We start from the raw sequence: 23,309 nt of genomic DNA on the forward strand, positions 1-23,309 counted from the left end.
ACGTCGGAGACGGCGTTGAAAAAGGGCGAGCCCGCAGTGCGCATCGAGGGCGTCGTCAAGACGTTCGGCGAGGTCCGGGCCGTCGACGGGCTCGATTTCACGGTCGCACCCGCGCAGGTGCTCGCGCTCCTCGGACCGAACGGCGCGGGCAAGACCACCACCGTGGAGATGTGTGAGGGCTTCGTCACACCCGACGCCGGTTCGGTGCGGGTACTCGGCCTCGACCCCATCGCCGACTCGGCGGCGCTACGCCCCCGGATCGGGGTCATGCTGCAGGGCGGTGGCGCGTATCCCGGCGCCAAGACGGGCGAGATGCTCGACCTCGTTGCGGCGTACTCCGCGGATCCCCTCGATCCCGACTGGCTGCTGCGCAGCCTCGGACTCCAGGACGCACGCCGGACGCCGTACCGGCGGCTGTCCGGCGGCCAGCAACAGCGTCTGTCGCTCGCGTGCGCGCTCGTCGGCCGTCCGGAACTCGTGTTCCTCGACGAACCAACCGCAGGCCTCGACGCGCAGGCGCGGCTGCTCGTCTGGGAACTCATCGACGCCCTGCGCCGCGACGGTGTCAGCGTGCTGCTGACCACACACCTGATGGACGAAGCCGAGGAACTGGCCGACGAACTGGTCATCATCGATCATGGCCGGATCGTCGCGTCCGGCACGCCGTCGGAGGTCACCCGCACCGGCGCCGAGGGCCGATTGAGCCTCGTCGCGCCGCCCGGCCTCGACCTCGCGCCGCTCCGGGCCGCGCTGCCCGCGGAGTTCCAAGCCCAGGAACTGTCCCCCGGCGACTACGTGGTGCGCGGAACCATCGATCCGCACGTCGTCGCGGCGGTCACCTCGTGGTGCGCCGGGCAGGACGCGCTGGCCACCGAGATCCGCGTGGACCAGCGCCGCCTCGAGGACGTCTTCCTCGAACTCACGGGACGGGAACTGAGGGGATGAGCGTGACGAATCACGACCGCCTGGCCGACAACCGATTCGCCGCCGGCACGTTCACCCCGCGCCCGCAGGCCGCACCGCCGCTGCAGATGCTGGTCGCACAGTCCAAGCTCGAACTGACGCTGCTGCTCCGGCACGGCGAGCAGTTGTTGCTGACGATGCTCATCCCGATCACGCTGCTGATCGGCCTGACGCTGCTGCCCATCGGCGACTTCGGCGGTGACCGCGTCGCCACGATCGTCCCGGCCGTGATGATGGTCGCGATCATGTCGACGGCGTTCACGGGACAGGCGATCGCGGTCGGCTTCGACCGTCGGTACGGCGCGCTGAAGCGTCTCGGCGCCACCCCGCTGCCCCGCTGGGGCATCATCGCGGGCAAGAGCGCGGCCGTGGTCATCGTGGTCGCGATGCAGACACTGCTGCTGGGGGCGATCGGCTTCGCTCTCGGCTGGCGTCCGAGTCTCCTCGGACTCGCGCTCGGCGCCATCGTCATCGCGCTCGGCACCGTGACATTCGCTGCGCTGGGTCTGCTGCTCGGCGGGTCGCTGCGCGCCGAGATCGTGCTGGCGCTCGCGAACATCCTGTGGTTCGCGATGGCCGGCATCGGCAGCGTCATCTTCGCCGACCAGATCAACGACGGCGTCCGGATCGTCGCCCAACTGATTCCGTCGGGCGCGCTGGCGCAGGCCCTCGAGGACGCGACCGCCGGGAGCCTCAATCTGGCCTGCATCGCGGTACTCGCGGCTTGGGCTGTGGTGGCCGGATTCGTCGCGACCAGGACGTTCAAGTTCGTCTGACACGAGTATTCGTGCATTCGGCTCGTGTCCGGCGAAACGGTTCACGGAACCGACCGTCCAGAACGACAATGACCGGCGTGACCCACTCCCTGATGACCGGCATCCGGCGAACCTCCATCGCGGCGTGCGGCGCACTCGCGCTGGCGCTCGCACCGCTGACGGCCGACGCGGCCCCCGTGTGGGGCCCCCTCGCGCCCGCGAACCCGTACCTGGGACCCGATGGGACCTCGACCATGCACGGCGACGCCGGATCCTCCGACGCCACCGAGCTGGCGGGTCCGGGCACCGGCGACGTCTCGATTGCCCAATACCCGTTGGCCTCGGCCTGCCCGACGTTGCTGCAGGGCTCGGACGGCCTGGTCGTGGCGTTGTGCACGACGATGATCGGCCAGAACCCGACCGTGCACCTGCTCGATCCGAACGCCTCGACGTTCCCGATCGGCGGCACCCTCGCGCAACTCCAGCTCACCAAGGGCAGCCTGCTCGGCGGCGTGTACGCGTACCTCGACTCGGAGGATCGCCTGGTCGTCGTCGACGGCACGCGGCACCTGCTGCGCATCGGGCACCAGCAGACCGGCGGCAGGTGGACGCTGAGTGTCGACGAGAACGTCGATCTGACGTCGGGGATCCCCGACGGCGACAACGTCACCGGCCTGGCGCCGGACTGGGCCGGCAACGTCTGGTTCGCGACGGGCGGCGGCGTCGTCGGCACGGTCGACGCCGCCAGTGTCACCCGGACCATCGACCTGCCCGACGGCGAGCAGGTGCAGAACAGCATCTCGACCTCGGAGGGCGGGACCGCCGTCGCGACGACGCACGCGACGTATCAGCTCAGCGCCGGGCCCGACGCGCAACCCGTCATCGACTGGCACCAGGACTACGACCGCGGCTCGGCCCGCAAGCCGGGACAGCTCAGCTGGGGTACGGGTTCGACGCCCACCTACTTCGGCCCCGTGACCGGCTCGGAGTACCTGACGATCGTCGACAACACGGACGGCCAGGTGAATCTGCTCGTGTACCGCTCGGCCACCGGCGAAGAGGTGTGCAAGGAGCCGGTCCTGCCGCCCGGCGACGACAACGGCAGTCTTTCGGGCAGTAGCGGCAGCCTGTCCGGAAGCACCGGAGGGTCGGGAGGCAGCCTGTCCGGCAGTGTCGGCGGCAGCACCGGTTCGGGCAGCGGCAGCGAGAACTCCCCCATCGGCATCGGACGTTCGGTGTTCGTCGCAAGCACCTACGGCTACCCGTACCCCACGGTTCCGGCCGGCGCCGGCGAAGCCGTTCCCGCATCGGCGCCGTTCCGCGGCGGCATGACCCGCGTGGACGTGGACACCGACGGCAACGGCTGCAGCACGGTGTGGCAGAACCAGGTCCGAAGCTCCGCGGTGCCGCACCTGTCCACGGCCGACGGGAACATCTACACGATGGTCCGCCAGGGACTCGACACGACCACGCCGCTGGACGGGTTCGCATACGCCGTCCTCGACCCCGAGACCGGCGCGGTGAAGTCCACCAAGACCGTCACCGGCACGCTGCTCGGCGACACGCTGCAGATGTCGGCGCTCATCACCGCCGACGGGCGCTACATGCAGGGCACCATCTCGGGAATCGTCTCGGTCAACCCGCCGGGCAGTGGCTCGGGCGGGTCGTCGGGGTCGTCGGAGTCATCGGGGTCGTCAGGGTCGTCGGGGTCGTCGGGGTCATAGCCTGCGCGGAGAATCACACCGGATGATGCGGGGGCAACTACACCTCGTAGTGGATGGACCTCTACCATCGGGGCGTGTTTTATCGCGGGTTTGTGAACCTGGTCAACCGTCTACCGCTGCCGTCGTTGGCGGTCCAGAAGTGGATCGCGATCGCGGTGATCGTGACGCAGGGCGGCATCGCCGTCACCGGATCCGTGGTCCGCGTGACGGCGTCCGGCCTGGGCTGCACCACGTGGCCGCAGTGCTACCCGGGCAGCTTCATCCCGACCGGTGATTCCACCGCACCCTGGTTCCACCAGTCGATCGAGTTCGGCAACCGGCTGCTCACGTTCCTGGTGGTCGCGACTGCGGCGGCCGTGGTCCTCGCGGTGACCCGCGCGGGACGCCGCCGTGAGGTGCTCGCCTACGCCTGGCTGATGCCACTGTCGACCATCGCTCAGGCCGTTCTCGGCGGCATCACCGTGCTCACCGGCCTGCTCTGGTGGACGGTGGCGCTGCACCTGCTGGTGTCGATGGCGATGGTGTGGCTGTCGGTGATGCTCTACCACAAGATCGACCAGCCGGACGACGGCGTCGAGGTCACGACCCTCCCCAGGCCGCTGAGCTGGCTCACCGCCCTCTCCGGTGTCGCCCTGGCCGGAACGCTCGTCGCCGGAACGATGGTGACCGGTGCCGGCCCGCACGCCGGCGACAAGAATCCGGAGCGCACGGTCGAACGCCTCGACCTCGACATCACGAACCTGGTGCATCTGCACGCCGAACTGCTGGTCGCCTATCTGGCGCTGCTCGTCGGTCTCGGCTTCGGCCTGTATGCCGTCGGCGCGAGTGCCGCCGTGAAGCTGCGATTGAAGGTCGTGGTCGCGCTGGTCGCGGCGCAGGCGTGCGTCGGCCTGGTGCAGTTCTGGACCCACGTACCTGCCGCGCTGGTGACCATTCACGTCGCACTCGCCGGTGCCTGCACCGCCGCCACCGCAGCCCTGTACGCGGCGGGCCGGATCCGTGAGCCGGTCAGCGACCGCACCGACGCCGAAGCAGTCGCGCCCGCCTGACCCGGCGTCACCCGCGAACGACGAAGGCCGGGGTCCTGCACATGTGCAGGACCCCGGCCTTCGAACGTGTCAGCGCTCGTTGCGCGCCTTGGGGAAGCGCGTCTGATGCGCCACCCAGCCCGCCATCTTCGCGTAGTGGCCCTTACGCGGGGTCACCACGCTCGTCAGGGCGCGATCCCACTCGGAGACAGTGATCTCGTCGAACGACGCCACGACCGCATTCGCGATCGCAACGGTGTCGACCACCTGGTCGCCGAGGATGCCGTCGGCGCCGACGAGGGTGATCCGCACACCCGCACGACCGACCGGCTGGATGACCGCGCTCGCGGTTCCGCCGTGCTCGGAGACGAACTTCCGGATGGCGGCGACCGTGCCCGAGGGCAGGACCGGGGCCGCAGCGGTGCTCTGGGTATCGGTGCTCATGGGGTCAGACTACTGTGCGGTAGCCGAGCGACCGCTACGACCGTCCCATCGATCGATGTGTGGCGCGGTGTAGAACAAGAACATGCGTGCAATCGTGGTTTCCGAGAACGGCGGTCCCGAGGTCCTCACTCCCACCGATGTGCCCGATCCGCAGCCCGGGCCCGGCGATCTGCTGGTCGCCACCGATGCCATCGGTATCAACTTCATCGATACCTACATTCGCGCCGGAACCTACGCCTCGGAGCTGCCCTACATCCCGGGCAACGAGGGCACCGGAACCGTCGTCGCGGTGGGATCCGACGTCACCGAGTTCGGTGTCGGTGATCGCGTCGCCTGGGCGGAGGCGCAGGGTAGCTACGCCGAGAAGGTCGTCGTGCCGGCCGCCCTCGCGGTGGACGTGCCCGCCGGCGTCGCACCCGAGCAGGCCGCGTCGGCGCTCCTGCAGGGCATGACGGCGCACTACCTGATCGAATCCACGTATCCGGCGCGCGCGGACGAGACGATCCTCGTCCACGCCGGAGCAGGCGGTGTCGGACTGCTGCTGACCCAGATGGCTGCCGCGAAGGGCGTCAAGGTCATCACTACGGTGTCGACGGACGAGAAAGAGTCGCTCTCGCGTGACGCCGGCGCCTGGCGGGTGCTCCGCTACGGAGACCGACTCGCCGCGAAGGTGCGTGAACTGACCGGCGGCGAGGGGGTCGCCGCGGTGTACGACGGTGTCGGCAAGGACACGTTCGACGCCAGCCTGGAATCGCTGCGGATCCGCGGCACCCTCGTGCTGTTCGGGGCGGCGAGTGGACCGGTTCCGCCTTTCGATCTGCAGCGCCTCAACGCCGGCGGGTCCCTGTTCGTCACCCGCCCGACCCTGGCCCACTATGTGCGGGACCGCGAAGAACTGACGTGGCGTGCGGGCGCCGTGCTCGACGCGATCGCCGCGGGCACGCTGAAGCTGCGGGTCGGTGGAAGCTATCCCCTGGACGAGGCCGCGCAGGCACATCGCGATCTCGAGGGCCGCAAGACCACCGGTTCGATCGTGCTGGTGCCCTAGGACGCGACACCCGTACGACGACGAAGGCCCCGGTCGCACCCGACCGGGGCCTTCGTCATATGTGTTGTCAGAAGTAGCTGGCGATGGTGTTCCAGCCGAGCACCGAGTCCACGGCGAGGCCGCAGCACACCACCGCGAGGTAGTTGTTCGACTGCAGGAAGAGCTTGAGCGGCTTGACCGAGCCGCCGCCGCGGACGCTGTTGTACAGCTGGTGCGCGACGAAGAGGAACCAGGCACCGGCGAGCAGTGTGACGACCGCGTAGATCCATCCTGCGGCCGGGACCAGCGCGAGCGAGGCGAGAACCGTGGCCCACGTGTAGATGACGATCTGCTTGGTGACGTGCGTTTCGGTAGCGATGACCGGGAGCATCGGCACGCCCGCGGCCTTGTAGTCCTCCTTGTAGCGCATCGCGAGGGCCCACGTGTGCGGCGGCGTCCAGAAGAAGATGATCAGGAAGAGGACGACCGGCTCCCAGCTGAGCGATCCGGTGACCGCCGCCCAGCCGACCATGACCGGCATACAGCCGGCCGCGCCGCCCCAGATCACGTTCTGCCACGTGCGGCGCTTGAGCACCATCGTGTAGACGAGGACGTAGAAGGCGATCGTCAGGACGACGAGCAGACCCGCGAGCAGGTTCGTCCGCCACCACAACCACACGAACGACGCGACACCCAGGGTCATGCCGAACACGAACGCGTGCCGGGTCGGAACGGCCTGACGAGCGAGGGGACGCAGCGCTGTCCGCTTCATCACCTTGTCGATGTCGGCATCGACGACGCAGTTCAGGGAGTTGGCGCTCGCGGCGCCCAGCCAGCCGCCGAACAGCGTGCTCAGGATCAGTACCAAATCGATGTGACCGCGATCCGCCAGCAACATCGCCGGAATCGTCGCGACGAGCAGCAGCTCGATCACCCGCGGCTTCGTCAGCGCGATATACGCCAGAATCGTCGACGACATCCGACCCCAGAGCGTGGTGGTGTCCCGCGCAGCCTTCGAATCCGATGCGTCGGTGGGGCTGCCGAAACCATGTCCGCTCGGCCGATGCCCTGTACGCACGCTATCTCCTTGCCCCACGCGACTACATCCTCGCTTACTACTGCACTACTACAAACGATGGTAGACGGCGGCAACCCCTGAACCGAATCGACCCGATCGGGGCGGCACACTAGGCTGGAAGCGCACTCGAGGTACGGCGGCGCCCACTGCACCCTCGGGACACCCTCCGGCTCCACGTACAACCATGTCAGGAGACATCTGCCCGTGTCGATCACAGACGAGATCCGCGTCCTCACGCAACCGGTCCACCCCACCGACTGGACCGACCTGGACACCAAGGCCGTCGACACCGCCCGCGTCCTCGCCGCGGACGCCGTCCAGAAGGTCGGCAACGGCCACCCCGGTACCGCGATGAGCCTCGCGCCGCTGGCGTACACGCTGTTCCAGCGTGTCATGCGGCACGATCCCGCGGATGCCGACTGGATCGGGCGTGACCGATTCGTCCTCTCCTGTGGCCACTCGAGCCTGACCCTGTACGTCCAGCTGTACCTGGCGGGCTACGGCCTCGAACTCGACGACTTGAAGTCGTTGCGCACGTGGGGCTCCAAGACGCCGGGCCATCCCGAGCATGGGCACACGCGCGGCGTCGAGATCACCACCGGACCGCTCGGCCAGGGTCTCGCGTCGGCTGTCGGCATGGCGATGGCGGCCCGCCGCGAGCGCGGCCTGTTCGACCCTGACGCGGCTCCGGGTGAGAGCCCGTTCGATCACCACATCTACGTGGTCGCCTCGGACGGCGACATCGAGGAGGGTGTCACGTCGGAGGCGTCCTCGATCGCCGGTGTGCAGCAGCTGGGCAACCTCACGTTGATCTACGACGACAACAAGATCTCGATCGAGGACGACACGGCGATCGCGCTGTCCGAGGACACCGCCGCCCGCTACGAGTCCTACGGCTGGCACGTTCAGGTCGTCGAGGGCGGCGAGAACGTCGTCGCGATCGAGCAGGCGCTGGAGAAGGCTCGCGAGGTCACCGACCGCCCCTCGCTGGTCCTGCTCCGCACCATCATCGGCTACCCGGCGCCGACCAAGATGAACACCGGTGCCGCGCACGGTGCCGCGCTGGGCGCCGACGAGGTCGCCGCAGTGAAGACGGCGCTCGGGTTCGACCCCACTCAGACCTTCGAGGTGGCCGCGGAGGTCATCGCCCACACCCGCAAGGTCGTCGACCGCGGCGTGCGTGCGCACCAGGAGTGGCAGGCGCAGTACGACGAGTGGGTGCAGCGCGCGCCCGAGGGTAAGAAGCTTCTCGACCGCCTGACCGGCCGGGACCTGCCCGCCGGCTGGGCCGATGTGCTTCCGACATGGGAGCCGGACGCGAAAGGCCTGGCCACCCGCAAGGCGTCTGCCGCCGTGCTCAACGCCGTCGGCCCCGTCCTGCCCGAGTTGTGGGGCGGTTCGGCGGACCTCGCGGAAAGCAACAACACCACGATCAAGGGCTCCGATTCGTTCGGCCCCACCTCCATCTCGACCGACATGTGGAACGCCCAGCCGTACGGCCGCACCCTCCACTTCGGTGTGCGCGAGCACGCGATGGGCTCGATCCTCAACGGCATCGCCCTGCACGGACCGACCCGCCCCTACGGTGGCACCTTCCTCGTCTTCAGCGACTACATGCGACCCGCGGTGCGCCTCGCGGCGATCATGAAGACCCCGGTCGTCTACGTGTGGACGCACGACTCGATCGGTCTCGGCGAGGACGGGCCGACGCATCAGCCGATCGAGCACCTCGCAGCCCTGCGGGCGATCCCCGGCCTGTACGTCGTCCGACCCGGCGACGCCAACGAGACCGCACACGCTTGGCGCGCTGTGCTGGAGAAGGGCTCCGACGAGGCGACTCGCGCGCCCGCCGGTCTGGCACTGACCCGACAGGATCTGCCGGTCCTCGAGGGCACCGACTACGACGGTGTCTCGCGAGGCGGCTACGTTCTCGCCGAGGCATCCACCGGGAGCCCCGAAATCGTCCTCATCGGCACCGGTTCGGAGCTGCAGCTCGCGGTCGCAGCTCGCGAGGCACTCGAGGCCGACGGGGTCCCCACCCGGGTTGTCTCGATGCCGTGTGTCGAGTGGTTCGACGCCCAGGACCAGGCCTACCGTGACGGCGTCCTGCCGCCCACCGTCAAGGCCCGGGTCGCGGTCGAGGCCGGTATCGCGATGCCGTGGCACCGATTCGTCGGCGACGCCGGTGAGATCGTGTCGATCGAGCACTTCGGCGCGTCCGCCGACTACAAGACCCTGTTCCGCGAGTTCGGCATCACCGCCGAAGCCGTCACCGCGGCTGCGCAGCGCTCGCTCGCTCGAGTGAAGGGATGAATTGCACGATGACTCAGAACGCGAATCTGCAGAAGCTGTCCGAGGCCGGCGTCTCGGTGTGGCTGGACGATCTGTCCCGCGACCGGATCGAGTCGGGCAATCTCGCCGAACTGATCGCCACCAAGAGCATCGTCGGTGTCACCACGAACCCGTCGATCTTCCAGGCAGCACTCAGCAAGGGGCACGTCTACGACGCTCAGGTCCGTGAACTTGCAGCACGCGGCGCCGACGTCGAAGCCACCATCCGCACGGTGACCACCGACGATGTGCGTGCTGCGTGCGACGTGCTCGCCCCGCAGTTCGAGGCGAGCCACGGCAAGGACGGCCGCGTGTCGATCGAGGTCGATCCACGACTGGCCCACGACGCAGACAAGACGGTCGCACAGGCGATCGAGCTGTGGAAGATCGTGGACCGCCCCAACCTGTTCATCAAGATTCCGGCGACGGAGGCCGGTCTGCCGGCGATCACCCGAGTGATCGGCGAAGGCATCAGCGTCAATGTGACCCTGATCTTCTCGGTCGAGCGGTACCGGAAGGTCATGGAGGCCTACCTCGACGGGCTCGAGGCGGCCAAGGTTGCCGGACACGATCTGTCCGGAATCCATTCGGTGGCATCGTTCTTCGTCTCCCGGGTGGATACCGAGATCGACAAGCGACTCGACAAGATCGGCACCCCGGAAGCGCTCGCGCTGCGCGGTAAGGCCGGTGTCGCCAACGCCCGCCTGGCGTACGCCACGTATCAGGAGGTCTTCGAGGTCGACTCGCGGTTCCATGCCCTCCTCGACAGCGGCGCTCGTCCGCAGCGCGCACTGTGGGCATCGACGGGCGTCAAGAACCCCGCCTACCCCGACACCCTCTACGTCACCGAGCTGGTCGCCCCCAACACGGTGAACACGATGCCGGAGAGCACCCTCGACGCGGTCGCTGACCACGGCGATATCACCGGCGACACCACCTCGGGTACCGCGGTCGAGTCCCAGAAGATCTTCGACGAGCTCGCGGCCGTCGGCATCGATCTCACCGACGTCTTCGTGGTGCTCGAGAACGAGGGTATCGACAAGTTCGAGGTGTCCTGGAACGAGCTGCTCGACGCGACCGCTCAGCAGCTCTCCGCTGCTCGAGAGAGCTGATCCGTGAGCGGACCCGCGGCGGACGGTTGGATCAACCCACTACGGGACAGCAGGGACCGGCGACTGCCTCGCATCGCCGGCCCCTGTGGCCTTGTGATCTTCGGTGTCACAGGCGATTTGGCGCGCAAGAAGCTGATGCCCGCGGTGTACGACCTCGCCAACAGAGGCCTCCTGCCGCCCGGGTTCGCTCTCGTCGGGTTCGCCCGGCGGGACTGGGCGGACCAGGATTTCGCTCAGGTCGTGCACGATGCGGTGCGCGAGCACGCGCGCACCCCGTTCAGCGAGGACGTCTGGGAACAGCTGTCGAAGGGCATCCGCTTCGTGCAGGGCAGCTTCGACGACGAGGCAGCCTTCACGGAACTGTCGAACACGTTGGCGACCCTCGATCGTGAGCGGGGCACCCGCGGCAATCACGCGTTCTACCTGTCGATTCCGCCCGCCCAGTTCCCGACCGTGTGCGAACAGTTGTCGAACTCGGGCCTCGCGAAGTCGGCGGACGGGCAGTGGCGGCGCGTCGTCATCGAGAAGCCGTTCGGACACGACCTCGAGAGTGCACGGGAACTGAACGCCGTCGTGAACAACGTGTTCCCCGAGGACATGGTGTTCCGAATCGATCACTACCTGGGCAAGGAAACGGTCCAGAACATCCTGGCGCTCCGTTTCGCGAACCAGTTGTTCGATCCGATCTGGAACGCCCACTACGTCGACCATGTGCAGATCACGATGGCCGAGGACATCGGCCTGGGCGGCCGCGCCGGCTACTACGACGGCATCGGTGCCGCGCGCGATGTGATCCAGAATCACCTGCTCCAACTGTTGGCGTTCACCGCGATGGAGGAGCCCGTCAGCTTCGAGCCGTCCGAGCTGCAGGCCGAGAAGATCAAGGTGCTCTCGGCGACCCGCTTGGCCGAACCGCTCGACGAGACCACCGCGCGCGGGCAGTACGTGGGTGGCTGGCAGGGCGGACGCAAGGTCATCGGGCTTCTCGAAGAGGAGGGCTTCGCTCAGGACTCGACCACCGAGACCTACGCGGCCATCACGCTGGAGGTCGACACCCGACGCTGGGCCGGGGTTCCGTTCTATCTGCGGACCGGAAAGCGGCTGGGCCGCAGGGTCACCGAGATCGCGGTCGTGTTCAAGCGCGCCCCGCATCTGCCGTTCGACGCGACGATGACCGAGGAACTCGGACAGAACGCGCTCGTGATCCGGGTCCAGCCCGACGAGGGCATCACCATGCGCTTCGGATCCAAGGTCCCCGGGTCGAGCATGGAGGTCCGCGACGTCAACATGGACTTCAGCTACGGGCAGGCGTTCACCGAGTCGTCACCCGAGGCATACGAGCGCCTGATCCTCGACGTCCTGTTGGGCGAGCCGTCGCTCTTCCCGGTCAACGCCGAGGTCGAGTTGTCTTGGAAGATCCTCGACCCGGTCCTCGAGCAGTGGGCGAAGCAGGGACGGCCGGAACCGTACGAGGCAGGCACCTGGGGTCCGCCGTCGGCCCAGGAAATGATGCGCCGCACCGGTCGCGAATGGAGAAGACCGTGATCATCGAGCTGCCGGGCACCACCACAGGCGCGATCAACAAGAAGCTCGTCGAGCTGCGAGAGACGGGAGGCGCGGTCACGCTCGGCCGCGTCCTCACGCTCGTGGTCTGCACCCGCGAGAGCAAGAACTCCGAAGACGTCATCGACGCCGCCAACGAGGCGAGCCGCGAGCACCCCTGTCGCGTGATCGTCGTCGCTCGCGGATCACGTTCGGAGGAGACACATCTCGATGCGGAGATCCGTGTGGGCGGCGACGCCGGCGCCTCCGAGGTCGTGATCCTGCGCGTGTACGGCGAGCTCGCCGACCACGAGGCCAGCGTCGTGGTCCCGTTCCTGCTGCCCGACACCCCCGTGGTGGCGTGGTGGCCGGAGGACGCTCCCACCGTGCCCGCACTGGACCCGGTGGGCCGGTTGGCCATTCGCCGTATCACCGATGCAACAGGTGCCGACGATCCGACCGCGACCATCAAGAGTCGTCTCGGGTCGTACACGGCCGGCGACACCGACCTGGCGTGGAGCCGCGTCACCTACTGGCGTGCGCTCCTGACCTCCGCGCTCGATCAGCCGCCGCACGAGCAGATCGTGTCGGCGACCGTGTCCGGTCTCGCGACCGAGCCGGCGCTCGATATCCTGGCGGGCTGGCTCGCCGGTCGCATCGACGGTCCTGTCCGGCGGCAGACCGGTGAGCTGTTCGTGGAGTTGAAGCTCGCGAACGACACCATCGCGATCAGCCGCCCGCAGGTGGAAACCACTGCGACACTGACCCGTACCGGCCAGCCCGACGCCCTCGTCGCCCTGGCGCGCCGCGAGACGCGGGACTGCCTGGCTGAGGAACTCCGGCGCCTGGACCCGGACGAGATCTACGAAGCCGCCCTGACCGGACTGTCGAAGGTGGAATATGTCTGACCTGAACGAGATTCAGCGCTTCGCCGACACCGATGCCCTCGTGCGTGCGGCGGCCGAGCGATTCGTCGACACCGTCGTGGCCGCACAGCGCGAGCGCGGTTCGGCCTCGGTGGTACTCACCGGCGGCGGCACCGGCATCGCCCTGCTCGAGCACGTGCGCGCCAACCCCGGTGCCATCGACTGGTCGGCGCTGGACGTGTTCTTCGGCGACGAACGCTTTCTGCCCACCGGCGATCCCGAGCGCAACGAGGTGCAGGCGCACCACGCACTGCTCGACCACGTTCCGGTCGATCCCGCCCGCGTCCACGTCATGGCGGCCTCCGACGGCGCCTACGGCAGCGATCCCGTCACGGCCGCCGCCGCGTACGGCGAGGTGCTCGAGACGTTCGGCGCCGACCGCACCGGCCCGCTGTTCGACGTCCATCTGCTCGGCATGGGCGGTGAGGGGCACGTCAATTCGCTGTTCCCCCACACCGATGCGGTCCGTGAATCGGAGCAGTTGGTGGTCGCGGTCACCGACTCCCCCAAGCCGCCGGCGGTGCGCGTGACCCTCACGTTGCCGGCGCTGCAGTCCGCGCGCGAGGTGTGGCTGATCGTCTCGGGTGAGGCGAAGGCCGACGCGGTCGCCGCGGCGGTCGGCGGCGCCCACCCGGACGAGATCCCGGCCGCGGGTGCACGCGGCAGCGAGAAGACCGTGTGGCTGCTCGAAGAGTCCGCGGCGAGCGCACTCCCCCGCTCCTGACCTCGCACGTCATTCCGGCTGGTCCTCGACGGGCTCACCCGGAATCGGCGGCGGGAACTGACCGGTGTCGGCCACGATCGATCGTGGCCGACACCCAGTAGACAACAGTGCGCCGCTGCGTGGTCCGCCGGCGCCGCGTGATCCGAGACGCCGATACGTCGTTTCCCTCGGGCATCGCTCCATAGATTGGCTCCCTCCCTGGCAGTCCCCGATCACTTCCGTTCGATCAGTAGGACGTGCCCTGGCTCCGATCGGTTCCCTCGGTCGTACACGCGAACCGGGCGGTAGCCTGTGGCGTGTGGATCGCGATGAGTATCTGGCGGCGCTCGCCGACGTGCTGAACCGTCACACCGACGCCGCTGCCACCAAGCTTTCAGCGATCCTCGACGTGCTTCCGGCGGAGGCCACCGAGCTGTGTATCGACGTGTTTCCCGACCAGGACGGTGAGGGCACATTCGATGTGTGGGTTCGCCTCGATGGACCGGACTACTTCACGCTGAACAATCGGATCGACGCCCACCGCCATCTCTTCGGCGTCGTCTACACCGAGGACGGCGTCGAACCTGACGTCCCGCTCATGTCGGGAGACGCGCCCTTCGTGGTCGAGGATGCCGTCGTCGATGCCGCCGCGACCTGGCTGACGGAATTATGGTCCCGGGTGGGCGCAGGCCGCTCCTCGCTACCGTGGCCCGTCGACGGCGAGGACGGCTGCGGGACCGTCACACCGTTGCTGTTCGAGCCGACTCGGCGCTGAGACAGAGACTTCGTCACCGGCGCAGCGCGTCCGACAGTTCCGCGATCAACCCCGTCGCCGGGCTCATCGGGTCGGCCCGGCCACTCGGGACAGTGCCGCGCCCGTTCTGACCTCCCGCGGACGCGATCGCGCGGGCAGCGGGTCAATTCGGGAGCGGCGTCCACCGGCCGACATCCGTCGCCGACGGTCACCCGCTGTTGCGCAGCGCCGTCGCGAGACCGTTCATGGTGAGCTGGATGCCGCGCCGGACACCATCGGAGTCGTCGCCGGCGCGGTAGCGGCGCAACAACTCGACCTGCAGGTGGTTGAGCGGCTCGAGGTACGGAAAGCGGTTGTGCACCGACCTATCCAGCGCCGGGTTGTCCCACAGCAGGTTGTCATGACCGGTGATGGCCCGGTACATCGCGAGGGTCCGCGCATGCTCGGCCGCGATCTTGCCGAACACCTCCTCGCGCAGCGCCGCGTCGGGCACCAGCTCGGAATACCGTGCGGCCAGGCCCATGTCGGACTTCGACATCACCTGCGCCATGTTCGAGAGCACCGTCCGGAAGAACGGCCACCGCTCGTAGAGGTCGGTGAGCGTCGCGAGACGATCCTCGTCGTCGCCGACCCACCGCTCGAAAGCCGTTCCGGTGCCGTACCAGCCGGGCAACATCACCCTCGACTGGCTCCACGAGAGCACCCACGGGATGGCGCGCAGGTCCGAGATCGACTCCGTCGGTTTGCGCGATGCCGGACGGCTTCCGATGTTGAGCGCGCCGATCTCTGCGACGGGTGTCGACGCCTTGAAGTACTCGACGAATCCGGGGGTATCGTGCACGAGGTCGGCGTAGGCCACGCGTGCCAGTTCGGCGAGTTCGTCGAGGATCGCGTATGCGGGGACGGCGTCGTCGCCCAGGCCCTCGACGTCGAGCAGCGTCGACTCGAGGGTCGCGGAGACCAGCGCCTCGAGATTGCGGCGCGCCAGGCGGGGTTCGGCATACTTCGCGGCGATGATCTCGCCCTGCTCGGTGATCCGCAGCGAGCCCTCCACCGCACCAGGTGGCTGCGCAAGGATCGCGTCGTAGCTGGGTCCGCCGCCGCGGCCGACGGTGCCACCGCGACCGTGGAAGAGCCGCAACCGGATTCCGGCCTCCCGCGCGACCCGCACGAGGTCCAGTTCGGCCCGGTACAGCGCCCAGTTCGCGGCGAGGTATCCGCCGTCCTTGTTCGAGTCGGAGTAGCCGAGCATCACTTCCTGGCTCTGTCCGCGATTGGCGACCAGCGCCCGATAGACCGGGACATCCAGGGTCGCGGTGAGAGTCTCCGCGCCGTGCCGCAGGTCCTCGATCGTCTCGAACAAGGGCACGATCCCTACCGTGCACCGCGGACCCTCGGCGCCGTCCGGATCGAACAGTCCCACCTCCGCGAGCAGGATCGCGGCCTCGAGCATGTCGCTGACCGACTCGCACATGCTGATGACGTAGTTGGGGATCGCCTCGGGCCCGATGCGGTCGACGGCGTCGGCCGCGGCCCGCAGGATGCCGAGTTCCTTCGTGGTGAGTTCACTGAACTCGGCGTGCGGCCCGGCCAATGGACGGCGGGTCGCCAACTCTCGCGACAGCAACGCCACCCGCGCGTCCTCGGGCAGCGACCGGTAGTCCGGATGAACGCCGGCCCACGCGAGCAACTCGGCGACGACGGTCTCGTGGACCTCGGAGTTCTGCCGCATGTCCAGGCCGGACAGGTGGAAACCGAACACCTCCACCGAGTTCCGCAACTGCGCCAGGCGGTCGTCGGCGACGGCGCCGTCGCCGTGCGAGCGCAACGACGCATCGACCACCTCGAGGTCCGCGAGCAATTCGGCCGGTCCGGTGTAGCCCTGCAGTTCGCCGGCGACCGCGTGCACCGCGGGGTGCCCGAGAATCCGCGCGGCCGTGACGGTCAGGCGGGCACGCATGCCCCGCACGGCCCGCCGGTACGGTTCGTCCGCCCGGAACGCCGATTCATCTGCCGACTCGTCCGCCAGCGCTTCGAGGTCCGGGGTGACCGTGACCAACCGGGCCGACATCGACAGTTCCCGTTCGAGTACCTCCAACTCCGCGAGGTGGTGCTCGATCGCGGTCTCCGCGGCGCGGTGCGTAGCCCGCGCAACCACGTCGGCGGTGACGTACGGATTACCGTCGCGGTCGCCGCCGATCCAGGATCCGGGTCGCAGCATGGGGTCAGCGAGCACTTCGGACTCCGGCCACCGGGCCCGCAACGCGTCCCTCAGTTCGGCATTGATCCGGGGCACCACCTCGAACAGCGAGGCATCGTAGTATCGCAGCCCCACCTCGATCTCGTCCTGGATCCGCAAGCGCGACAGCCGAATCAACGCGGTCTGCCACAGCGTGAGGACCTGCCGCCGCAATTGCTTCTCGACGACGTCCGACTCGCCGGGGTCGCCGGACACCCACTCACGCCGCCGCATCAGTTCCATGATCCGGTTCTGCGTCTCGAAGATCGTGCGGCGCCGAGTCTCGGTGGGATGCGCGGTGATCACCGGCGCTACGAGCGCCCCGGCCAGCGCCGCGGCCGCGATCTCCGGATCGACCGGCGCCGCATCGAGTTTCGCGTAGGTGGCGGCGAGGCTGCTGTCCTGGGGTGGTTCTCCGGCCCGGACATGGATGGCACGCCGTCGTTCGCGGTGAACGTCTTCCGCAACGTTTGCGAGCAACGCGAAATGACTGAACGCGCGGATCACGGGGATTGCGTCAGCGGTGTCGATGGTCGCGAACATCTCGGCCAGATCGGCGCGGTCGATCTCCGACCGGCGGACCCGGAACGACTCCACCCGAGCGCGTTCGACCAGGTCGAAGACGTCCTCGCCCGCCTGTTCGCGGACAATGTCGCCGAGGATTCCGCCGAGCAGTCGAATATCTTCGCGCAGCGGCTCGGTGGCCGCGCGCGACGCGGAAGGTGCCGAAGTGGTTGCCGACGAATCCGAGGTCCCGGTCATCACCTGATTATCGGCTGACGACCGGCCACCCGCACGACAACGAGGAGGCTGGCCTCAGCCCTTGGAACGCACCTTCGATCGGGGTGAGCCGGACGACCACCCACGGGGTGTCGAGGGCGTCGTGCGCCCTCCGCTCAGTACCTGCGTGTCAGCTGAACTTGATCTCGAGCCCGATGCCGAGGATCGCGATGACCCAGATCGCGGCCGTGAACACCGTCATGCGGTCGAGGTTCTTCTCGACGACGCTCGATCCGGCCAGGCTCGACTGGACGCCGCCGCCGAACAGGCTGGACAGACCGCCGCCCTTGGCGCGGTGCAGCAGGATCAGCAGGATCAGCAGCAAGCTGGTGATGACCAGCAGGATGTCCAGAAACAGTGCCATCTCGGTATTCGCTGCCCTTCACGCACGACGGATTCGGCCACTAGCGCGCCCAGCTTACCTGTTAACTGCGCGATCGAACGCGAACTCGGCCTTCGTGGCGTACCAGTCGAACCTGACCAAAGGGACGCATCGCCCGATCAGGCGTGAAGCCCTCCTCGCTGGGGTGCTGACTGCCCGGAAGGTAGTGGGGCACGTTGTGCCACAAAAGTGGGGCATCTCACTGCGCCCACAGCTCTGCGCCGCACCACCCGAGCCGCCGTGGCAAAACACACCTACCAGGGGCATCGTCGCGAGCCGGGGCCGGGCCGTCGCCGACATCGACCACCCCTTCTGGACGTCGAAGCCGGCTATCTGCAGACCGGGCTCGCCGAGCTGGCGGTGAAGTACGGGACGGTGGACAACTATCTGCGCGGCGGTCTCGATCTGTTGCCGGTGACCATCGAGAAGCTGCGCATCAAGCTCTTCGGCTGAGCTAGGCCGTGAACGGTGCCGGGCACGAATGAGATCCGCCCGTGCCCGGCGACTCGTCGACTCACTGAGTGAGACAGATCACTCACAGGGTGGAGTGCGGCGATACCTTCCCGGCAGAACACACCACATTGCGGAAGGAATCTCTGTGACGAAGCCTGTGCACCACAAACGTTTCCGACGTAGCCGGACAACCGCCGCCCTCACCCTGACCGGGGCCCTGCTGCTCGCCGGATCCGCCATCGCCGACGCAGCCTCGTTGCCCGCGTTCGGCTCCGCGGACGCCGGCTCGACCGCGCCCGCCCGAGAAGACACACCACGCCTGGCGTCGGTGAACAACTTCCGCGATATCGCGGGCACCGGTGACGGGTACGTCGGCCTCGGCGGTCTCCGCGTCAACGGCGGCCTCTTCTATCGTTCGAACACGCTCGCGCCGAACCCCGCCGACCTCGCGACTCTCGAGTCGCTCGGCCTGACGACCGTGTACGACCTGCGCACCGACCAGGAGATCGCGGCGAAGCCGGACGTCCTGCCCGCCGAGGTCCGGTACCGCCAGATCCAGGTTCTCTCGGCCGATCCCAGCGGCGACATCGCCGGGCTGCGAACCCCCGAGGAGGCCCGCGCCTACGTGCAGGACGGCTACCGTTCCACCGTCAACGATGCGACATCGCGGAGCGGATACCGGCAGTTGCTCACCGAACTTGCCGATACAGCGGGACCGCAGGTGTTCCACTGCACCGCCGGCAAGGATCGAACAGGCTGGGCGACGGCTCTACTGCTCGGCATCGCGGGCGTGTCGCGGGAGACCATCCTGGCCGACTATCTGCTGTCGAACGACTACTCGGCCGACACGATCCGAGCGACGCTCGATCGGATCACCGCCGTCAAGGGTCCGGAGGCGGCAGAGATCTACCGGCAGCTGATCGGGGTCGACGCCAGCTACCTCGAGGCGTCGTTCGCAGAGGTCGACGCCAACTACGGGTCGTTCGATCGATACCTCGTCGATGGCCTCGGGCTCTCCAAGAGCACCATCGTGAAGCTCGCGGCGAAGCTGCTCGTGTGACCCGATCCACGACGAACGCGGGGCTCGGCGCCAGGTTCGCTCGCCGGGCAATGCTGACGGTGCGGGTCAGCGTCACACCTTCCAGGTACGTGATCCGCAGCCCCGGATAGTGCAGTGCCGCCATTCGGGGCGCGACGCTCACACCGATACCGCGGGCCACGAATCGGAGTACCGCGTCCAACTCGGCGCCCTGCACCACAGTGTTCGATCGCAGCCCTGCCACAGCCAACGTCTGGTCGAGGGACGATCGAAGGTCGTAGCTGTCGTGGCACGCCACGAACTCCTGTGCGGAGAGTTCCTCGAGGGTGATCGTGCCGCCGTCGGTCGGTGGCGGCAGAGCCGCCGACGACACAACCACGAGTTCCTCCTGCAGCAGCGTTGTCAGGTCGAGGCCGGAACCAATCGTGCCGGGCTCGGCGACCACCAGCGCCACATCCAACTCCCCCTGTTCGATTTTGCTTGTCAGGGTGCGTGATCCGGCTTCGGTGACGTGCAGGTCGACACCGGGATGTGCGGCGCGATAGCGGCTGAGGACGTCGGCGACGAGACTGATGCACAGGCTCGGTGTGGCCCCGAGCCGGAGTCGCCCCCTGGTCAGTCCGGCGAGTTCACCGATCTGCCGGTACGCCGCTGCCCTGTCCTCGAGCATCCGCAGGGCCACGGGCAGCAGTACCTCGCCCGCAGCGCAGAGGGTCACCGCGCCCACGCCCCGGTCGAACAGGCGGACACCCAGATCCTTTTCGAGCGCGGCTATTTGGCGGCTGAGCGACGGCTGCGCGATGCCGACCTCGTAGGCGGCCTGGCTGACCGACAAGCCGCAGTGCTGTCGAAACGAAAAACGCGGGGCGCGTGACCTTTCCGGCCACGCGCCCCGCGTTCGTTCGGTTGCTACCCGATCACGGGAGCGGTCCACCGGCCGCGATGGCCGACAGGGTGGCGAACTCGTCCGCCTTGAGCGATGCTCCGCCGACCAGTCCACCGTCGACGTCGGGCTGAGAGATGAGCTCGCCGACGTTCTTGGCGTTGACCGAGCCGCCGTAGAGCACCCGCACTGCCTGCGCGATCTCCGGCGAAGCCAGTTCGCCCAGGGTGGCACGCACCGCGGCGCACACCTCCTGGGCGTCGGCGGCCGAGGCCACCTTGCCGGTGCCGATGGCCCACACGGGCTCGTACGCGACGACGATCTTGGCGATCTCGTCGGCCGACAGACCCGCGAGCGAGCCCTTCAGCTGCGCGACGTTGTACGCCACGTGCTCACCGGCCTCGCGGATGTTCAAACCCTCGCCGATACAGACGATCGGGGTGATGCCGTTCGCCAGCGCCGCCTTGGTCTTGGCCAGCACCGTCTCGTCGGTCTCGCCGTGCAGCGTGCGCCGCTCGGAGTGCCCGACGACGACGAACGTGCAGCCCAGCTTGGCCAGCATGGAACCGCTGATCTCGCCGGTGTAGGCACCCGACTCGTGGGCGGAGACGTCCTGCGCACCGAAGGTGAGCGGGAGCTTGTCGCCCTCGATCAGCGTCTGCACGCTGCGGATGTCGGTGAACGGCGGAATCACCGTTACGTCGACCTTCTCGAAGTACTTGGCGGGCAACGAGAAAGCGATCTTCTGCACCAGGGCGATGGCCTCGAGGTGATTGAGGTTCATCTTCCAGTTGCCGGCGATGAGTGGCTTCCGTGCCATGCCTCAGTCCTCCAGTGCTTCGATGCCGGGCAGGGTCTTGCCCTCGAGGTATTCGAGGGACGCGCCGCCGCCGGTCGAGATGTGCGAGAAGCCGTCCTCGGGCAGGCCGAGCTGGCGCACGGCCGCCGCGGAATCGCCGCCGCCGACGACGCTGAACGCGCCCTTGCCGGTGGCCTCGATGATCGCCTCGGCGACACCCTTGGTGCCGGCTGCGAACTTCGGGAACTCGAACACACCCATCGGGCCGTTCCAGAACACCGTCTTGGCACCCGAGAGGATCGCCGCGAAGCGCTCCACCGACTCCGGTCCGATGTCCAGGCCCATCCAGCCGTCCTCGATCTCGAGGACGGAGACCGTCTTCGACTCGGCATCCGCCGAGAAGGAGTCCGCGATCACCACGTCCTGCGGGATGTGGATGACGTCCGCGAACCGCTCGAGCAGGTCCTTGCAGGTGCCGATCATCTCTTCCTGGCACAGCGAGTTGCCGACCGAGATGCCCTGCGCGGCAAGGAAGGTGTAGAACATGCCGCCACCGATGACGAGCGTGTCGACCTTGGGAGCCAACGCCTCGATCACGGCGAGCTTGTCCGACACCTTGGAGCCACCGAGCACGACCGCGTACGGACGCTCGGAGTCCTGGGTCAGCTTCTGCAAGACCTCGACCTCTTCCGCGACCAGGTTGCCCGCGTAGTGCGGGAGCAGCTGGGCCACGTCGTAGACCGACGCCTGCTTGCGGTGCACGACACCGAAGCCGTCGGAGACGAACGCGCCGTCGCCGTCGACCAGGTCGACGAGCGCCTTGGCCAGAGCCTGACGCTCGGCGTCGTCCTTGCTGGTCTCGCGCGGATCGAATCGGATGTTCTCCAGCAGCAGGACATCGCCGTCCGTGAGGCCCTCGGAGCGCGCGAGCGCATCCTGACCGACGACGTCACCGGCGAGCTGGACGTTGCGGCCCAGGACCTCGCCGAGCTTCGCGGCGACCGGCGCCAGAGACAGCGCAGCGTCGACCTCGCCCTTCGGGCGGCCGAGATGCGCCATCACGATCACCTTGGCGCCCGCCTCGGCCAGCGCCGAGATGGTCGGCGCGGACGCGACGATGCGGCCCGGGTCAGTGATGGTGCCGTTGTCCAGCGGGACGTTCAGGTCGGAGCGCACCAGCACGGTACGGCCCTCGACGCCCTCGTCCAGCAGGTCCTTCAGCGTCTTGACTGCCACGGCGTCAGAGGGACTTCGCGACGAGACCGATGAGGTCCGCGAGACGGTTCGAGTAGCCCCACTCGTTGTCGTACCAGGAGACGATCTTGACCTGGTCGTCGATGACCTTGGTCAGGCCGGCGTCGAAGATCGAGGAGTGCGGGTCGGTGACGATGTCCGACGACACGATGGGAGCCTCGGTGTACTTCAGGATGCCCTTGAGCGGTCCCTCGGCAGCAGCCTTCATCGCGGCGTTGATCTCGGCGGCAGTGGCCGGCTTGCGCAGGTTCGCGGTGAGGTCGGTGACCGAGCCGGTCGGGATCGGCACGCGCAGGGCGTAGCCGTCCAGCTTGCCCAGCAGCTGCGGGAGGACCAGGCCGATGGCCTTGGCCGCACCGGTGCCGGTCGGGACGATGTTCAGCGCTGCGGCGCGCGCGCGACGCAGGTCGCTGTGCGGCGCATCCTGCAGGTTCTGATCCTGGGTGTACGCGTGGATCGTGGTCATCAGACCCTTGACGATGCCGAACTCGTCATCGAGGACCTTGGCGATCGGTCCGAGGCAGTTCGTGGTGCACGAGGCGTTCGAGATGATGTTCTGGCTGCCGTCGTACTGATCGTCGTTGACGCCCATCACCACGGTAAGGTCCTCGCCCTTGGCGGGCGCAGAGATGATGACCTTCTTGGCGCCGGCCTCGAGGTGACCCTTGGCCTTCGCGGCGTCGGTGAAGATGCCGGTGGACTCGACGACGACGTCGACGCCCAGCTCGCCCCAGGGGAGCTCGTTGAGCGGGCCGCGGTGTGCGAGCGCCTTGATCTTGGTGTCACCCACGACGATGGTGTCGTCGCCCTCGAGCGAGACGTCGTACGGCAGACGACCCAGGATCGAGTCGTACTTGAGCAGGTGAGCCAGCGTGGCGTTGTCGGTGAGGTCGTTGACCGCCACGATCTCGATGTCGGTGGTGCCGAGCGCCTTCTGCGCGTCGACCGCCCTGAAGAAGTTACGCCCGATACGACCGAACCCGTTGATGCCTACCCGGACCGTCACAGTTAGCTCCTTTGCCCATCTACTCTGGTGTGCAGTTTTAGCCCGCGCGAATGTCGCGAGCACGTCGATAGCCACGACGATCGAACC

20 protein-coding genes and 1 pseudogene are annotated in these 23,309 nt (G+C 68.0%); 13 read left to right on the forward strand and 8 right to left on the reverse strand.

Annotated elements, in window-relative coordinates; all coding sequences use genetic code 11:
- Positions 1–15 precede the first annotated feature (15 nt).
- The 4 genes from C8K36_RS13780 to C8K36_RS13795 all read left to right on the forward strand — a co-directional run bounded on the left by C8K36_RS13780 (position 16) and on the right by C8K36_RS13795 (position 4,491).
- Entirely contained in the window at positions 16–945 is a 930-nt protein-coding gene (locus tag C8K36_RS13780) for an ABC transporter ATP-binding protein (RefSeq protein WP_107985052.1), read from the forward strand.
- Entirely contained in the window at positions 942–1,739 is a 798-nt protein-coding gene (locus C8K36_RS13785) for an ABC transporter permease (RefSeq protein ID WP_107985053.1), read from the forward strand. Before C8K36_RS13780 ends, C8K36_RS13785 begins: the two co-directional genes overlap by 4 nt.
- A 68-nt stretch (positions 1,740–1,807) precedes the next feature.
- Positions 1,808–3,442: a hypothetical protein gene (locus C8K36_RS13790; RefSeq protein ID WP_107985054.1), complete on the forward strand. Its 1,635-nt coding sequence runs from the start codon at positions 1,808–1,810 to the stop codon at positions 3,440–3,442.
- A gap of 74 nt (positions 3,443–3,516) precedes the next feature.
- Positions 3,517–4,491: a COX15/CtaA family protein gene (locus tag C8K36_RS13795; protein WP_107985201.1), complete on the forward strand. Its 975-nt coding sequence runs from the start codon at positions 3,517–3,519 to the stop codon at positions 4,489–4,491.
- 69 nt (positions 4,492–4,560) lie between these two features.
- On the opposite strand, the gene C8K36_RS13800 is transcribed toward C8K36_RS13795, so the two are convergent.
- The gene (locus C8K36_RS13800) at positions 4,561–4,914 is read right to left on the reverse strand and encodes a hypothetical protein (protein ID WP_107985055.1); all 354 of its coding nucleotides are present in this window, start codon (positions 4,912–4,914) and stop codon (positions 4,561–4,563) included.
- An 82-nt stretch (positions 4,915–4,996) separates the two neighbouring features.
- Here C8K36_RS13800 and C8K36_RS13805 point away from each other — a divergent pair, with 82 nt between their 5' ends.
- Positions 4,997–5,962 carry a quinone oxidoreductase family protein gene (locus tag C8K36_RS13805; protein WP_107985056.1) on the forward strand — a complete coding sequence of 322 codons (966 nt, stop codon included), beginning with the start codon at positions 4,997–4,999 and terminating at the stop codon, positions 5,960–5,962.
- A 67-nt stretch (positions 5,963–6,029) separates the two neighbouring features.
- Here C8K36_RS13805 and C8K36_RS13810 read toward each other — a convergent pair whose 3' ends face one another.
- Positions 6,030–7,019 (reverse strand): heme o synthase, encoded by a 990-nt coding sequence (locus C8K36_RS13810; protein WP_107985057.1) that lies wholly within the window; start codon positions 7,017–7,019, stop codon positions 6,030–6,032.
- Between the two features lie 204 nt (positions 7,020–7,223).
- Between C8K36_RS13810 and tkt the strand changes: the two genes are divergently transcribed.
- The 6 genes from tkt to C8K36_RS13840 all read left to right on the forward strand — a co-directional run bounded on the left by tkt (position 7,224) and on the right by C8K36_RS13840 (position 14,408).
- Positions 7,224–9,332, forward strand: coding sequence for a transketolase (tkt, locus tag C8K36_RS13815; protein WP_107985058.1), 2,109 nt, complete (start codon positions 7,224–7,226; stop codon positions 9,330–9,332).
- A gap of 8 nt (positions 9,333–9,340) precedes the next feature.
- Positions 9,341–10,462, forward strand: coding sequence for a transaldolase (gene tal, locus C8K36_RS13820; RefSeq protein WP_107985059.1), 1,122 nt, complete (start codon positions 9,341–9,343; stop codon positions 10,460–10,462).
- A 3-nt stretch (positions 10,463–10,465) separates the two neighbouring features.
- A complete protein-coding gene (zwf, locus tag C8K36_RS13825) occupies positions 10,466–12,007 on the forward strand; it encodes a glucose-6-phosphate dehydrogenase (RefSeq protein ID WP_107985060.1) in 1,542 nt (513 codons plus the stop codon).
- Positions 12,004–12,912 (forward strand): glucose-6-phosphate dehydrogenase assembly protein OpcA, encoded by a 909-nt coding sequence (gene opcA, locus C8K36_RS13830; protein WP_181319539.1) that lies wholly within the window; start codon positions 12,004–12,006, stop codon positions 12,910–12,912. The genes zwf and opcA overlap by 4 nt, the downstream gene beginning before the upstream one ends.
- The gene (gene pgl / locus C8K36_RS13835) at positions 12,905–13,654 is read left to right on the forward strand and encodes a 6-phosphogluconolactonase (RefSeq protein ID WP_107985062.1); all 750 of its coding nucleotides are present in this window, start codon (positions 12,905–12,907) and stop codon (positions 13,652–13,654) included. The genes opcA and pgl overlap by 8 nt, the downstream gene beginning before the upstream one ends.
- Before the next feature lie 298 nt (positions 13,655–13,952).
- Positions 13,953–14,408 carry a DUF6389 family protein gene (locus tag C8K36_RS13840; protein WP_107985063.1) on the forward strand — a complete coding sequence of 152 codons (456 nt, stop codon included), beginning with the start codon at positions 13,953–13,955 and terminating at the stop codon, positions 14,406–14,408.
- 187 nt (positions 14,409–14,595) lie between these two features.
- On the opposite strand, the gene ppc is transcribed toward C8K36_RS13840, so the two are convergent.
- The gene (gene ppc / locus C8K36_RS13845) at positions 14,596–17,388 is read right to left on the reverse strand and encodes a phosphoenolpyruvate carboxylase (protein ID WP_181319540.1); all 2,793 of its coding nucleotides are present in this window, start codon (positions 17,386–17,388) and stop codon (positions 14,596–14,598) included.
- A 148-nt stretch (positions 17,389–17,536) separates the two neighbouring features.
- The gene (secG, locus tag C8K36_RS13850) at positions 17,537–17,770 is read right to left on the reverse strand and encodes a preprotein translocase subunit SecG (RefSeq protein ID WP_107985065.1); all 234 of its coding nucleotides are present in this window, start codon (positions 17,768–17,770) and stop codon (positions 17,537–17,539) included.
- Between the two features lie 258 nt (positions 17,771–18,028).
- On the opposite strand from secG, the gene C8K36_RS25185 reads away from it, so the two are divergent.
- Both C8K36_RS25185 and C8K36_RS25190 read left to right on the forward strand, forming a co-directional pair.
- Positions 18,029–18,241 carry a tyrosine-protein phosphatase gene (locus tag C8K36_RS25185; protein ID WP_258195405.1) on the forward strand — a complete coding sequence of 71 codons (213 nt, stop codon included), beginning with the start codon at positions 18,029–18,031 and terminating at the stop codon, positions 18,239–18,241.
- A 145-nt stretch (positions 18,242–18,386) separates the two neighbouring features.
- Positions 18,387–19,301, forward strand: coding sequence for a tyrosine-protein phosphatase (locus tag C8K36_RS25190; RefSeq protein WP_258195406.1), 915 nt, complete (start codon positions 18,387–18,389; stop codon positions 19,299–19,301).
- Positions 19,302–19,374: 73 nt separating this feature from the next.
- On the opposite strand, the pseudogene C8K36_RS25450 reads toward C8K36_RS25190, so the two are convergent.
- The 4 genes and pseudogenes from C8K36_RS25450 to gap form a co-directional block, all read right to left on the reverse strand.
- A pseudogene (locus tag C8K36_RS25450) lies at positions 19,375–20,280 on the reverse strand (LysR family transcriptional regulator); the annotation flags it as partial.
- Complete coding sequence (gene tpiA / locus C8K36_RS13870; protein WP_107985068.1) at positions 20,198–20,983, reverse strand: triose-phosphate isomerase; 786 nt, start codon at positions 20,981–20,983, stop codon at positions 20,198–20,200. The gene tpiA and the pseudogene C8K36_RS25450, both read right to left, overlap by 83 nt.
- A 3-nt stretch (positions 20,984–20,986) precedes the next feature.
- On the reverse strand, positions 20,987–22,198 hold the full coding sequence (locus C8K36_RS13875; RefSeq protein WP_107985069.1) for a phosphoglycerate kinase: 1,212 nt from the start codon (positions 22,196–22,198) through the stop codon (positions 20,987–20,989).
- 4 nt (positions 22,199–22,202) lie between these two features.
- Positions 22,203–23,222 carry a type I glyceraldehyde-3-phosphate dehydrogenase gene (gene gap, locus C8K36_RS13880; RefSeq protein WP_107985070.1) on the reverse strand — a complete coding sequence of 340 codons (1,020 nt, stop codon included), beginning with the start codon at positions 23,220–23,222 and terminating at the stop codon, positions 22,203–22,205.
- Positions 23,223–23,309: the final 87 nt, after the last annotated feature.

The organism is Rhodococcus sp. OK519, from assembly GCF_003051005.1.
Taxonomy (GTDB): Bacteria; Actinomycetota; Actinomycetes; order Mycobacteriales; family Mycobacteriaceae; genus Prescottella.